Here is a 12,416-nt window from a genome sequence, read left to right as displayed (position 1 = left end):
AGCTCGATCCAGCCGCCGTGCTCCACGCCATGCGTCTCGCCCTCGCCGAGCACCGTATGTGCGGTCCACACGGCCTCGCCGATCCAGCGCGGCGGCGCCGACACCCGCACGCGGCCCTCGGCCACCTGCAGCCAGGTGCCGGCGTCCACCGCCGTGCGGAAGGAATCGCCGGCTTCGAGGAAGACGGCATCGGGGGCTTGCGAGAGGGTGGTGATCATGGCGGTACCTCGGGTTCGGAAGTCGGTGAAGGAAGGGCTGGGCGCGCTTCGATCGTAGAAATTCCCCGGCCCGTAAAACAGGCACACGCCGGCGCGATTCGCACCGGAACAGCCAGGGCCGGCAGCCATCTGTTATGGTCGTTTTCCCTCGCAACTGCATCTGTTTTCCAATGAACGATCGCGCGAGCATCGACGCCATGGACTCGCTACCGCTCTATCGGCAACTGGCGGCGCGCTACGTGGACGCGATCCACACCGGCTCGCTCAAGCAGGGCGACCGCCTGCCCTCCCTGCGCAGCCTGATGCGGCTGCACGCCATCAGCCTGTCGACCGCACTGCAACTGTGTCGCGCCATGGAGAGCGACGGCTGGGTCGAGGCACGCGACCGCTCGGGCTACTTCGTGCGCCGGCCGCGCCGGCTCGCGATCGCGCCGATGGAGGAGCCGCTGACCGTGCTGCCGCCCGATCCGGCGCAGTACGTGGGCATCCATGCGCGCGTGTCCGACTTCGTGGTGCGCGGCCGCACGGCCGGCGACACGCTGAACTTCGCGATCGCGCGCGGCGCGCCGCAGCTCTATCCGGCCGAGGCGCTGCGCAACGCGATGACGCGCGCGCTGCGCCACAAGCCCGAACTGCTGACCTCGGCCACGCCGCAGAAGGGCAATGCGCAGTTCCGCGCCGTGCTGGCCCAGCGCAGCCTGCGCATCGGCATGACGATCCCGCCCGACGAGGTGCTGGTCACCAACGGCTGCATCGAGGCGCTGAACCTCGCGCTGCGCGCGGTCACGCAGCCCGGCGACACGGTGGCCGTGGAGTCGCCCACCTTCTACGGCCTGCTGCAGGTGCTCGAGAGCCTGGGCCTGCGCGCGCTCGAGATCCCGACCAGCCCGCAGACCGGCATCTCGATCGAGGCGCTCGAGCTCGCGCTGCAGGCCTACGACAACGTGAAGGCCGTGGCCGTGGTGCCGCACCTGCAGAACCCGCTGGGCAGCGTGATGCCCGACGCGCACAAGCAGCGGCTCGCGCAGCTGTGCGAGCGCCACGGCATCCCGGTGATCGAGGATGACTCCTACAGCGAACTGGTCGACAGCGAGACCCCGCTGCGCGCGCTCAAGTCCTGGGACCGCACGGGCAACGTCATCTACTGCGCCTCGCTGCACAAGATCCTCGCACCCGGCCTGCGCCTGGGCTGGATCACGGCCGGGCGCTGGCATGCGCGCGTGGAGATGCTCAAGTACGCCCAGACCCGCAACAACGAGGACCTGGCCCAGCTCGCGGCCGGCGAATTCATGGGCACGGGCAGCTACGACCGCCACCTGCGCCGGCTGCGCGAGCACCTGGGCCGCCAGCGCGAGCAGACGGCCGAGGCGATCGCGAACTACTTCCCCGCCGGCACCCGGCTCAACCTGCCGCGCGGCGGGCTGCAGCTGTGGCTGGAGCTGCCCGAGCGCATCGGCGCCAACGCCCTGTTCGAGGCGGCGCTGGCCGAGCGCATCCAGATCGCGCCCGGCGCCATGTTCTCGAACTCGGGCCGCTTCGACCACTACCTGCGCATCAACTGCGGCTGGCCCTATTCGCCGGCCATCGATGCGGGGTTGAAGCGGCTCGGCGAGCTCGCGGCGCAGTGCTGCGCCGCGGCGCGCCGGGCCGCCTGAACCGCAGCGTGCTCAGGGCGCGATCGGCGTCAGCCCCGTGGCACCCTTCGCGGCATAGGCCGCGAACAGCGCGTTCGAGGCCGCGAGGTTCAGCCGCAGCTGCTGCTTGCCGACCGCCTTCGACTTGTAGCCGAACGACACCTCGCCGCCGCGTTCGATGAAGACGCGCTCGTAGTCGATGAACAGCGCGAAGTCGCCCACCGGGCTGAAGCTCAGCACGCGCGCATCGCCCAGGATCTCGATCTTGTAGCTGCCCGTACCGACCGCGATGCAGTTGCGCGGCGAGCCGTTGATCACGCGCTGCTGGCACTGCAGGAAGGTCACGGCGTTGCTGCTGCCGCCCGCGAAGCTCGCGCGCATCAGGTAGTTGCCGGTGTAGTAGCCGGTGATGGTGGCCGCGGTGCCCAGCGGCGCGCCGCCGACCGTGCCGAGGTCGACCGAGGTGGCCCCCCACCATTCGTTCTTCGGTCCGCTCTGGAAGCTGCCGTTGTCGCCGTCGAGGGTGCCCACGCCGAAGACGCAGGGCACGCCGGGGCTGCGCTGGATCAGCGTCTCGAGGGTCGCGACGCGCGCGGTGGCCGGCAGCGGGTTCGCCGCGCAGGCCACGCTGCCCCGGGTGCTGTCGCCGCCCTGCGCGATGTCCGCCGGATAGAGCTGGACCTTCGCGTTGTCGCGCACGTCGTAGGCGATCGCGGTGGCGAGGTCCATGCTGCCTTGCAGGCGCAGCCGGGAGCCGGCCGGGAAGGTGGCGCTGCCGAGGTCGGCGCTGATCGCCGCCGCGCTGGCCTGCGGGCCCCAGTTGGCATAGCGCGATCCATAGGGGCCGTTGCTGGTGTACGGGGAGGACTTGATGCGGTTCACCACGTCGGCCAGCTTCTGGCCCGAGATGTCGACATCGATGCGGCGCGAGCGGCTCACGCTCAGGCCGTCGCAGTAGTCCGAGATGTTGCGCCCGGCGGCGTCGCGCACGGTGGTCGTGTTCTTCGAGTCCGCGCACGCGAGCCAGCTGCGGCCGTTCCAGTGCAGGTCGCCGACCCGCGCCGGATCGCCGCCCGAGGCCCAGCGCGTGACCGTGCCGGCCACGCTGCGCTCGCGCTGGTCGCGAAAGTGCGTCAGCCCGTCCACCGGCGTGTTCTCCGCGACGGTCGAGACCAGCAGGCGGCGGCTCCAGTTGTTGCTGTCGGAGATGGTGAACCAGTCGAGGATGCCGGTCGCCGCGATGGCCTCGCCGGCGCCCACGGACGGCCCGGCGGCCAGCTTGGTGAGGCCCACGGCCACGCCGATGTTGGCCGGGCGCAGCTGGTTCTCCTGGGCGTTGGTCGCGTAGTAGGTCGACTGGCCCGCCATCAGGTCCTGGCACGGCTTGGTGCCGACACCGCCCGCGCAACTGGCGCGCGAGAACTCCTGGTTCACGAGGTTGCGCACCGAGGTCAGCTTGTCGAGCAGCATGCGCTGCGTCTCGAGCGAGATGTCGCCGGCCGAGATGGTGCCGCCGCTGATGTCGGCGGTGCCGATGCTGTCGGCCAGCGTGCGGGAGATCGCCTGCGAGAACGCGACCAGCGTCGCGGCCGTGGTGGCCGAGAGCAAATCGCCGTTGGCGGTGTAGTCGTCGAACAGGCTGCCGCCCAGGCCGAGCTGCGCGCGCAGGTTGGCTTCGGCCTCGGCGGAGGTGGCGCCCGCGCCGGTGCCCAGGTAGTGCACGAGCGTGGTCAGCGGGCTCACGAGGCCCGGCTTGTCGGCCGGTGCCTTGAGCACGTAGGCGGTCTTCACCGGCCCGAGCTCGGCATCGACGGCGTCGGTGCCCACCAGCGCGACGACCGGGTACTTGCCGGCGTCCGCGGCATCGATCTCGAGCGTGACCTTGCCCGCCGTGTCGGTCCTGCCGCTGGGCTCGCCGCTGTCGAGCAGGCCGTTGTTGTTCTTGTCGAGGAAGACGTTGGCATTGCGCAGCACGCCGTCGACCACCTTGACCTCGAGCTTCTGCGCGGCCGGCGGTGCGGGCGCCGGTGGCGGCGGCGCGACGCCGACGAAGGGAAAGCCACCACCGCCACCGCCGCCTCCACCCCCGCATGCCGCCAGCGCCAGCAACGCCGCGACGCTCGCCAGCGACATGCCCGAACGCGAGAACACCCTCTTGGAACCAGTCATGGGAACACTCCTTTTTTTGCGTCAACGAAGGTTCTCCATGAACCCCCTCGGCTCGAGTGTTCTGGCCCGCGCGCGGGCGCGCATCATCGAAATGAATGAGAAGCGGGGTGATGGCGCGAATTCATCGCGCGGGGCCGGTGCGGGTCCGGCCCGGTGCCGGCGGCGCTCAGTCGAGCAGCGCGAGCGCCGCGTAGTCGCCGATCTTGTCGCCCAGGCCCGCGCGCACCAGCTCGACGCCGCGCGTCAGCGGCAGCAGCCGGCCGTCGATCTGCGCCTGCAGCCGCGGCAGCAGGAAGTCGCTGTGGTGCAGGAACACGCTGCCGCCGAGGCTGATGCGCTGCAGGTCGAGCGTGGCGACCAGGTTGTAGAGCAGGCGGCCCATGACGCGGCACAGCGCGTCGACCACCTCGAGCGCATGCCGCTCGCCGGCCGAGGCGGCGGCGAACAGGTCGGGCGCGGGCCGGCCGAAGCGGCGGTCGATGGAGTTGCCGGCCACCAGCGCTTCGACGTCGCCGATGTTGCCGCAGCCGCAGAGCGCGCCACTGCCGTCGTCGGCCACGAAGCTGTGGCCCGCATGGCCCGCGTTGCCGTTCTTGCCGCGCAGCGCGCGGCCGTCCACGCACAGGCCCACGCCCACGCCGGTGCTCCAGGTGACGTAGGCGCAATGGTCGAAGCCCTGCAGCGCGCCCCAGTGGCGCTCGGCCTCGAGCGCGGCCACGGCGTCGTTCTCGACCCGCACCCAGCCGTAGCGCTGCGCGAGCGGCGCCTCGACCACCGCCGTCATCCAGTCGTTGGGCAGGCCGCGCGCCGGGCCGGCGATGCCGCCGCAGATGTTGGGCGTGGCGAGCTCGACCTTGCCGTCGCGCAGTTCGAAGGGGCCGGTCGAGGACACGCCCACGCGCTCGATGCTCGCGGGGTCGACGTTCTGCTCGGCGCAGACGGCATCGATCATGCGCAGGATCTGCGTCGCCACCGCGTCGTTGTCGCCGGTCTTCGCGGTGGGTTCGCTGCGCCGGCCGATCAGCGGTGCATCGCTCGAAGCGGAAAGGCTCACGGCCACCTTGGTACCACCGATGTCGACGCAGGCTCTCATTGCGGTTGTCTTCTTTCGTGAAATCCGGCGTTGCCGGAGCTACAGCAGCCGCGCCACCAGTGCCGCGATCATGCTGAGCACCACCGTGCTCGCGATCGGCAGCTGCCATTCGCGGCCGAAGGCGCGGAACTCGAAATCGCCGGGCAGTCGTCCGAAGCCGAAGCGGCGCAGCCAGGCGGTCAGGCCGCTCATGAGCACCAGCGCCAGGACGACGACGATCAGCCAGCGAAGCATGAAACCAGTCTAGCCCTGGAGCACGGCCAGTGCTTGTCGGTGAAGTTCGGGTGTGGCCGCCGCGATCACGCGGCCATCGGACTTCAGCCCCAGCGGCCGGCCTTCCCAGTCGGTGATCACGCCACCCGCGGCCTCGATCAGGCCGGCCGGGCCGAGATAGTCGTAGGGCTGCAGGCCGGTCTCGACCACCAGGTCGATGGTGCCGCCCGCGAGCTGGGCATAACCGTAGCAGTCGCCGCCGAAGCGGCGCATCGCGCACTGGCGGCTCAGCCGGTCGAAGGCCTGCCAGTCGGCGGGCGCGAAGATGTCGGGCGAGGTGGTGACGATGCGCGCCTTGGCGACCTCGCCGCAGGCGCTCGCATGCACCGGCTGGCCGTCGCGCGTGGCGCCCACGCCGGCCTGGCCGATCCAGCGCTCCTTCAGCACCGGCATGTCGACCATGCCGAACACCACGCGCTCGCCCTTCAGCACGCCGATCAGCGTGCCCCACAGCGGCGAGCCGGTGATGAAGCTGCGGGTGCCGTCGATCGGGTCGAGCACCCAGACGCGCTCGGCCTCCAGGCGCTCGGCGCCGTGCTCCTCGCCGTAGATGCCGTCGGCCGGCGCGCGCTGCGCGAGCAGCTCGCGCATGGCGGTCTCGGCCGCGCGGTCGGCCAGCGTGACCGGGCTCTCGTCGGCCTTGGTGATGATGTCCAGCGGGGTGCGGAAATGGCGCATCGACTGGGCGGCGGCGGCGTCGGCCAGCGCCTGCGCGAGGCTCGGGAGATCGGCGTTGGAAGTGCTCATGGCAAAGGACTGCGGGCAAAGCGGCAGGGCGCCGCGAACCCCGGATTAGACCCGACCTTGCGCCGAGGTCCAGGCCGAACTTGGATCGGCCCGGGGTTTGACCGGCGCGACCCGCCGTCCTAGCATGGCCCGAAAATTGCCAAGCGGAGACGACATGACCAGCTTCCAGCCCCTGCGCCGCGCCCTGCTCGCGGCCCTGCTCGGCACCGCCGCCGCCTTCGCCCACGCCACGCCGTCGGAATCGGAGCACCGGCTGATCGACACGCTGATCCAGCGCGTGGCGAAGATGGGCTCGATGACCTTCCTGCGCAACGGCAGCGAGTACAACGCCACCGAGGCCGCCAAGCACATGCAGGCCAAGTACGAGCATTTCCGCAAGGAGATCGTGACCGCCGAGGACTTCATCGAGCGCTGCGCCACGCGCTCGGAGATGACCGGCCAGGCCTACCGCGTGAAGCTCGGCGGCGGCGCGATCAAGGAGTCGGGCGAGTTCCTGCGCGCCGAGCTGCGCAGCCTGCGCGAGGAGGCGAAGAAGGGCGCCAAGGCCGGCTGAGCCCGGCCGGTCAGCGCTGCTGGCCCCACTTGCGCACCGTCAGGCGCTCGAGCGTCTTGAAGCCCAGGCTTTCGACCAGCAGCCCGATCAGCACCACCATGACCAGGCCCGCGAACACGCGGTCGGTGTAGAGCTCGTTGCGGTTCTGGAAGATGTACCAGCCCAGCCCGCCCTTGCCCGAGGAAGCGCCGAACACCAGCTCGGCCGCGATCAGCGTGCGCCAGGCGAAGGCCCAGCCGATCTTGAGCCCCGAGAGGATCGACGGCAGCGCGGCCGGCACCAGGATCTGCAGCACGTAGCGCAGGCCCGTGAGGCCGTAGTTGCGCCCGGCCATGCGCAGGGTCTCGGGCACGCCCTGGAAGCCCGCATAGGTGTTGAGCGCCAGCGGCCACAGCACCGAGTGGATCAGCACGAACACCAGGCTGCCCCGGCCCAGGCCGAACCACAGCAGCGCCAGCGGCAGCAGCGCGATCGCGGGCAGCGGATTGAACATCGAGGTCAGCGTGTCCAGCAGGTCGCGGCCGATGCGCGTGGACACCGCGAGCGTGGTCAGCGCGAAGGCCAGCGCCACGCCCGCGAGGTAGCCCTGCACCAGCACCGCGAGCGAGATGCGCACCTTCTCGAGCAGCTCGCCGCTGGCCAGGCCCTCGACCAGCGCGCGCGCGGTGGCGCTGAAGGTGGGCAGCAGCAGGTCGTTGTCCTGCCAGCGCGCCGCCAGCTCCCACAGCAGCGCGATCGCGACCAGGATCAGCCCCTTGCGCAGCCAGGCCTGCGAGGCCAGGCGCGCGCCCAGCGGCAGCCGGCGCTCGACCGGCAGCTCGGTGAAGGGTTCGAGCGTGCGCTCGTACTCGGGGCGCACGGGGGGAAGGATCGCGCTCATCGGCCGGCCTCGGTGTCGTGTGCTTCGTCGAACAGCATGTCGTGGATGCGTTTCGCGGTCTGCTGGAACTCGGTGCCGCCGAGGCTGTCGAGCGTGAAGCCGTGGCTGTTGATCTCGGCGCGCATGCGCCCGGGATGCGGCGACAGCAGCGCGATGCGGTTGCCCACCACCAGCGCCTCCTCGATCGAATGGGTGACGAACAGCAGCGTGAAGCGCACCTCGTCCCACAGCGCCAGCAGCTCCTGCTGCATGCGCCGGCGCGTGAGCGCGTCGAGCGCGGCGAAGGGCTCGTCCATCAGCAGCACGCGCGGCTGCATCGCGAGCGCACGCGCGATCGCCACGCGCTGCTTCATGCCGCCCGAGAGCTGGTGCGGATGCACGTCGGCGAACTTCGAGAGACCCACCTTGTCGAGGTAGTGCAGCGCGCGCTCGGCCGCTTCCTTGCGGCCCAGCGTGCGCGAGGCCAGCAGCGGGAACATGACGTTCTGCTTGACCGTCTTCCACGGCGGCAGCTGGTCGAACTCCTGGAACACCACGATGCGGTCGGGCCCGGGGCGCAGCACGCGCTCGCCGGCCAGCCGGATCTCGCCCTCGACCGGCGCGATGAAGCCCGCGACCGATTTCAGCAGGGTCGACTTGCCGCAGCCCGAGGGGCCGAGCAGCACGAAGCGGTCGGCCTGGTGCACGTCGAAGCTCACGCGGTGCGTGGCGCGCACCACGCGCTCGGGCGTGCGGTACTCGAGGCTGACGCCATCGACCTGCAGCAGCGGCGCCGCGGCCTCCTGCGCGCGCGCCTCGTCGCGTGCCAGCCCCGGGAAGGAGGACCCGGCCGCGGGCGCCACCCGCTGCCGGTGGGCCAGGGCATCGGCCCGCGAATCCAGCACCGCCGCCGTGCTCATCAGTTGCCCGAGGCGTTGTGCGCGTCGTCGAAGAAGTAGTCCTTCACCGAGGCCGGCTTGTTCTTGATCGCGCCCACGCGGTGCATGAAGTCGGCCAGCGCGTAGGTGTTCTGCGGCGTGGTCTTGAACTGCACCTCGGGGTTCCTGATGATCTTCAGCAGCAGCTCGCGGTCGAGCTTGGCGTTGCTGACCTTGAGGTAGATGTCGGCCGCCTTCTCGGGATTGGCACTGACGAACTTCGCGGCCTCGTCGAGCGCGTCGATGAAGGCCTTGTAGGTCTTCGGGTTCTCGTTGCGGAATTTCTCGGTGGCGTAGAGCACCGTGGCCGACGAGGGGCCGCCCAGCACCTGGTAGGAGTTCAGCACGATGTGCGCCGCGGGGTTGCCCGCGAGCTCCTGCTCCTGGAACGGCGGGTTGCCGAAGTGGGCCGTGATCTCGGTGCCGCCCTTGATGATGGCCGCGGCCGCGTCGGGATGCGGCAGCGCCACGCTGATCTTGTCGAGCTTGTTGAACTCCTTGTCGCCCCAGAGCTTGGCCGAGGCGAACTGCAGCACGCGCGACTGCACCGACACGCCGACCGCGGGCAGCGCGATGCGGTCCTTGTCCGTGAAGTCGGCGATGGTCTTCACGTTCGGGTTGTTGCTCACCAGGTAGTAGGGGAAGTTGCCCAGCGAGGCCACGCCCTTGACGTTCTGCTTGCCCTTGGTGCGGTCCCACAGCGTGAGCAGCGGGCCGACGCCGGCACCGGCGATCTCGATGTTGCCCGACAGCAGCGCGTCGTTGACCGCCGAGCCGCCCGAGAGCTTGACCCATTCGACCTTGGCGTCGACGCCCGCGGCCTTCGCGTGCTTCTCGATCAGCTTCTGGTCCTGCGCCACGTTGAGCAGCAGGTAGACGATGCCGAACTGCTCGGCGATGCGGATCTGGCCTTCGGCGTGCGCGGCGAGGCTGCCGGCCAGGAGGCCGAGGCCGGCGACGAGGGATGCGGCCTGGCGGGTGAAGCGGTTCATGGCGGGAAGGACTCCAAGGGAAGAAATTCGGGGTGCAGCGCTCCGCGCGGACCCGGCGTCGCCGGTCCGTCGAGGACGTTCGTCTGCGGAGGTGGTCGGTCTATCGGGGCTCGTCGCCCACGATGGTGGTGCGGTTGAGCCGGCGGCGCAGGTGGTCGGGCGTGCCCGCCGCCAGGTGCATCAGCGAGCGGTTGTCCCAGAACACGAGGTCATGGGGCGCCCACTGGTGGCGGTAGACGAATTCGGGCTTCACGCTGTGCGCGAACAGCTCGGACAGGAGTTCATCGCTTTCTTCCTTGGGCAGGCCGACGATGCGGGTGGTGAAGTGCTCGCTGACGAAGAGCGCCTTGCGCCCGGTCTCGGGATGCGTGCGCACCACCGGCTGCACCGCGGGCGCGACCTGGTCGATCTGCGCCTGCGAGAGCTTGGGCCGCCACGGGTTCTTGGCGCGCAGTTCCTCGTACTTGGCGAGGTAGCTGTGCTCGGCCTTGAGCGGCAGGATGCGCTGCTGCAGGTCGCTCGGCAGCGCTTCCCAGGCCAGGTGCTGGTCGGCGAACAGCGTGTCGCCGCCCTCGCTCGGCAGTTCCTGCGCGTGCAGCAGGGAGCCGAGGCTGGGCTTGGGCTTGTAGGAGATGTCGGAATGCCAGTAGACGCCCGCGTCGCCGAGGCCGATGGGCTCGCCGTTCTCCTTGATGTTGGAGACGATGAGGATCTCGGGATGGTTCTTGAGCTGGAACTGGTGCAGGACGTGGATCTCGAGCGGGCCGAAGCGGCGGCTGAAGTCGATGTGCTGCTGGGGGGTGATCTGCTGGTTGCGGAAGACCAGGACGTGGTGGTCGAGGTGGGCGCGATGGATGCGGGCGAAGTCTTCTTCCGGGATGGGGCGCGCGATGTCGAGGCCGATGACTTCGGCGCCTACGGGGGCGGGGAAGGGGCGGATCTCGAAGGATTGGGTGCGCTCGGGGACGAGGACTTGGCTCATGTGCCGCAATGTAGGCGGGGATGGGGGGTTGGGCAACGAACTCTTCGTTGAATGCTTATGACTGCTCTGGGTGGTTTTGGTTTTTCCCTCTCTGTTTCTCTGCTTAGGCTGTCGGCCGGGTCTCGCCCCGGCGGGCGACCTACTTTCTTTTGCTTCGCCAAAAGAAAGTAGGCAAAGAAAAGGCGACCCCGCTGTCTGTGTCCCTCCGCTTCGCTACGGGCAACCTGCGGTGCTCGGAGAAAGCGGGGGTCCGCAGAACTCGCTTCGCTCAGACAGCTGCGGCCCTTATCCCGCTTTCCCCTGCGCTCCTCGGCACAGCCAGAGGGGATCAGGGTCAACGCGCCATGGCGCGTCCTTGTGTGGGGTGTGTGAGTGCGAAGGCCCTGGGTCTTCTTCTACCTGGGCCGAGCGAAGCGACGGCGCGTTGGGTATCCGGGGCCGAGCGCAGCGATGGCCCGACCTCCCCCTCTGGCTGCGCCGAGGAGCGCAGCGTTTCGCGGATAAGGGCTCGCAGCTGTTTGAGCGAAGCGAGTTCTGCGAGACCCCGCGAAACGCGAGCACCGCAGGTTGCCCGTAGCGAAGCGGAGGGTCGCAGACAGTGGGTCGCCTTTTCTTTGGTTACTTTCTTTTGGCGAAGCAAAAGAAAGTGACTCGCCCGCCGGGGCGAGACCCGGCCAACGGCCTAAACAAAAAGCGCGCCTTCAAAAAAGATCAGAGCGTATGACTCCGATCCCCTTCAACAAACCCAAGCGCCTCCCACCCGTCACCAACAGCAAACCCCACCACCTTGAACAGCTCCCCCATCTCATGCTCATGCACCAGCCGAGCCCCCATCGCCCTCTCCCCCACGGAAGCCGTCTCCATCAACGAAACCAGCCCGCAGTTCAGCAGAAACCGCGCCTGACTCGCATACCCCAACACGGCAAGCCCCGCCTCCTGCCCAGCCAACGCCACCCCCGTGAAGTCAACGTGAGCAGTGATGTCCTTCAGCCCCACGTCCGACAGCGGATCCCCATCCGCCCGATGCGCCCGATGGCACATCACCGTCCCCATGTGCCGCTGCGGGTGGTAGTACTCGCTCTCGGGAAAGCCGTAGTCGATCAAAAAGGCCGCCCCGCGCTCGAGCCGGTCCGCCAGGGTCGCGACGAAGGCCTTGGCCTGGGGATGGATCTCGGTCAGGTAGTCGTGCTCGCCCGGCACCTCGACCGGCGGCCGCAGCTCGGTCTCGCGGTCGGCCCAGGCCCAGCCGTCGCCGGCCGCATTGCGCACCACGCCGCGCTCGAACCAGCGCCCGCCATGGCGCGCGAGCAGTTGCACCGGCATCGCGTCGAGCACCTCGTTGCCGACCACCACGCCCTGCATCGCCGCGGGCAGCTCGAGCCGCCATTCGACGCGGTCGCCGAAGCGCGCCAGCGCCTGCTGCTGGCGCGCGCGCAGGGTGCCCGAGAGGTCGACGATGCGGTAGTTCACGTCGCTGCGGCCCAGCGCATCGAGCGCGTCGAGCAACTGGGCGGCGAGCGCACCCGAGCCGGCGCCGAACTCCCACACCGTGGCGGTGCCGGTCTTCTCGAGCGCCTCGGCCAGCTGCGCGGCCAGCGCGCGGCCGAACAGCGGGGTGAGCTCGGGCGCGGTCACGAAGTCGCTGCCCGATTCGGGCATCTGGCCGAACTTGGCGAGGCTGTTGGCGTAGTAGCCGAGCCCCGGCGCATAGAGCGCGAGCGCCATGAAACGGTCGAAGCCGATCCAGCCGCCGGCGCGCTCGACGGCACGGGCGATCAGGGTGTCGAGGGCGATGGGTAAACTGCTGTGGGTCTGTGTCGTCACGGGCACCGATTCTCCTCGCATCCTCCAGCCCCCACCTTCCGCATGAGCGCCGCGCCCTCCTCCACCGCCCCGGCCCCCGAGCGCCGCACCGTCCTCGTCACGGGCGCGGGCAAGCGGCTGGGGCGCGAGATCGC

At 69.8% G+C, this 12,416-nt stretch carries 12 protein-coding genes; 2 read left to right on the top strand and 10 right to left on the bottom strand.

Translation table 11 applies throughout. The features are described 5' to 3' along the window. A partial coding sequence (locus AC27VN_RS18165; RefSeq protein WP_490877415.1) for a hypothetical protein occupies positions 1-218 on the bottom strand: 218 nt, incomplete at its 3' end. Positions 219-415: 197 nt separating this feature from the next. Between AC27VN_RS18165 and AC27VN_RS18160 the strand changes: the two genes are divergently transcribed. Next, a complete protein-coding gene (locus AC27VN_RS18160; protein WP_093353708.1) occupies positions 416-1,873 on the top strand; it encodes an aminotransferase-like domain-containing protein in 1,458 nt (485 codons plus the stop codon). Positions 1,874-1,885: 12 nt separating this feature from the next. Here AC27VN_RS18160 and AC27VN_RS18155 read toward each other — a convergent pair whose 3' ends face one another. The 4 genes from AC27VN_RS18155 to hisN all read right to left on the bottom strand — a co-directional run bounded on the left by AC27VN_RS18155 (position 1,886) and on the right by hisN (position 6,134). Continuing rightward, complete coding sequence (locus AC27VN_RS18155) at positions 1,886-4,021, bottom strand: hypothetical protein (protein ID WP_490877414.1); 2,136 nt, start codon at positions 4,019-4,021, stop codon at positions 1,886-1,888. 166 nt (positions 4,022-4,187) lie between these two features. Continuing rightward, entirely contained in the window at positions 4,188-5,114 is a 927-nt protein-coding gene (locus AC27VN_RS18150; RefSeq protein ID WP_490877413.1) for an ROK family protein, read from the bottom strand. A 39-nt stretch (positions 5,115-5,153) separates the two neighbouring features. Further along, positions 5,154-5,348: a DUF2905 domain-containing protein gene (locus AC27VN_RS18145; RefSeq protein WP_019654592.1), complete on the bottom strand. Its 195-nt coding sequence runs from the start codon at positions 5,346-5,348 to the stop codon at positions 5,154-5,156. 9 nt (positions 5,349-5,357) lie between these two features. Then, positions 5,358-6,134: a histidinol-phosphatase gene (hisN, locus tag AC27VN_RS18140; protein ID WP_490877412.1), complete on the bottom strand. Its 777-nt coding sequence runs from the start codon at positions 6,132-6,134 to the stop codon at positions 5,358-5,360. A 154-nt stretch (positions 6,135-6,288) separates the two neighbouring features. On the opposite strand from hisN, the gene AC27VN_RS18135 reads away from it, so the two are divergent. Next, positions 6,289-6,687 carry a DUF5329 family protein gene (locus tag AC27VN_RS18135; RefSeq protein ID WP_490877411.1) on the top strand — a complete coding sequence of 133 codons (399 nt, stop codon included), beginning with the start codon at positions 6,289-6,291 and terminating at the stop codon, positions 6,685-6,687. 10 nt (positions 6,688-6,697) lie between these two features. Here the strand turns inward: AC27VN_RS18135 and AC27VN_RS18130 are convergent, their stop codons facing one another. The 5 genes from AC27VN_RS18130 to AC27VN_RS18110 all read right to left on the bottom strand — a co-directional run bounded on the left by AC27VN_RS18130 (position 6,698) and on the right by AC27VN_RS18110 (position 12,303). Then, a complete protein-coding gene (locus AC27VN_RS18130) occupies positions 6,698-7,567 on the bottom strand; it encodes an ABC transporter permease (protein WP_203204453.1) in 870 nt (289 codons plus the stop codon). Further along, positions 7,564-8,466: an ABC transporter ATP-binding protein gene (locus AC27VN_RS18125; protein ID WP_490877410.1), complete on the bottom strand. Its 903-nt coding sequence runs from the start codon at positions 8,464-8,466 to the stop codon at positions 7,564-7,566. The genes AC27VN_RS18130 and AC27VN_RS18125 overlap by 4 nt, the downstream gene beginning before the upstream one ends. Beyond that, complete coding sequence (locus AC27VN_RS18120) at positions 8,466-9,476, bottom strand: ABC transporter substrate-binding protein (protein WP_208509445.1); 1,011 nt, start codon at positions 9,474-9,476, stop codon at positions 8,466-8,468. The genes AC27VN_RS18125 and AC27VN_RS18120 overlap by 1 nt, the downstream gene beginning before the upstream one ends. A gap of 100 nt (positions 9,477-9,576) precedes the next feature. Continuing rightward, complete coding sequence (locus AC27VN_RS18115) at positions 9,577-10,458, bottom strand: TauD/TfdA dioxygenase family protein (RefSeq protein WP_093353526.1); 882 nt, start codon at positions 10,456-10,458, stop codon at positions 9,577-9,579. 711 nt (positions 10,459-11,169) lie between these two features. Then, on the bottom strand, positions 11,170-12,303 hold the full coding sequence (locus AC27VN_RS18110; RefSeq protein ID WP_490877409.1) for a class I SAM-dependent methyltransferase: 1,134 nt from the start codon (positions 12,301-12,303) through the stop codon (positions 11,170-11,172). Positions 12,304-12,416 lie beyond the last annotated feature (113 nt).

Source organism: Variovorax sp. 20P10.2.4 (assembly GCF_058244205.1).
The sequence above is the reverse complement of the archived record's forward strand: the minus strand, read 5'-3'. Positions and strand labels throughout refer to the sequence as shown.

What these genes read in the sequence shown, in the direction of transcription:
- AC27VN_RS18110 (WP_490877409.1), bottom strand. Translation starts at nt 12,303, where the DNA reads ATGCGAGGAGAATCGGTGCCCGTGACGACACAGACCCACAGCAGTTTA.
- hisN (WP_490877412.1), bottom strand. Translation starts at nt 6,134, where the DNA reads ATGAGCACTTCCAACGCCGATCTCCCGAGCCTCGCGCAGGCGCTGGCC.
- AC27VN_RS18130 (WP_203204453.1), bottom strand. Translation starts at nt 7,567, where the DNA reads ATGAGCGCGATCCTTCCCCCCGTGCGCCCCGAGTACGAGCGCACGCTC.
- AC27VN_RS18155 (WP_490877414.1), bottom strand. Translation starts at nt 4,021, where the DNA reads ATGACTGGTTCCAAGAGGGTGTTCTCGCGTTCGGGCATGTCGCTGGCG.
- AC27VN_RS18125 (WP_490877410.1), bottom strand. Translation starts at nt 8,466, where the DNA reads ATGAGCACGGCGGCGGTGCTGGATTCGCGGGCCGATGCCCTGGCCCAC.
- AC27VN_RS18145 (WP_019654592.1), bottom strand. Translation starts at nt 5,348, where the DNA reads ATGCTTCGCTGGCTGATCGTCGTCGTCCTGGCGCTGGTGCTCATGAGC.
- AC27VN_RS18150 (WP_490877413.1), bottom strand. Translation starts at nt 5,114, where the DNA reads ATGAGAGCCTGCGTCGACATCGGTGGTACCAAGGTGGCCGTGAGCCTT.
- AC27VN_RS18120 (WP_208509445.1), bottom strand. Translation starts at nt 9,476, where the DNA reads ATGAACCGCTTCACCCGCCAGGCCGCATCCCTCGTCGCCGGCCTCGGC.
- AC27VN_RS18115 (WP_093353526.1), bottom strand. Translation starts at nt 10,458, where the DNA reads ATGAGCCAAGTCCTCGTCCCCGAGCGCACCCAATCCTTCGAGATCCGC.
- AC27VN_RS18135 (WP_490877411.1), top strand. Translation starts at nt 6,289, where the DNA reads ATGACCAGCTTCCAGCCCCTGCGCCGCGCCCTGCTCGCGGCCCTGCTC.
- AC27VN_RS18160 (WP_093353708.1), top strand. Translation starts at nt 416, where the DNA reads ATGGACTCGCTACCGCTCTATCGGCAACTGGCGGCGCGCTACGTGGAC.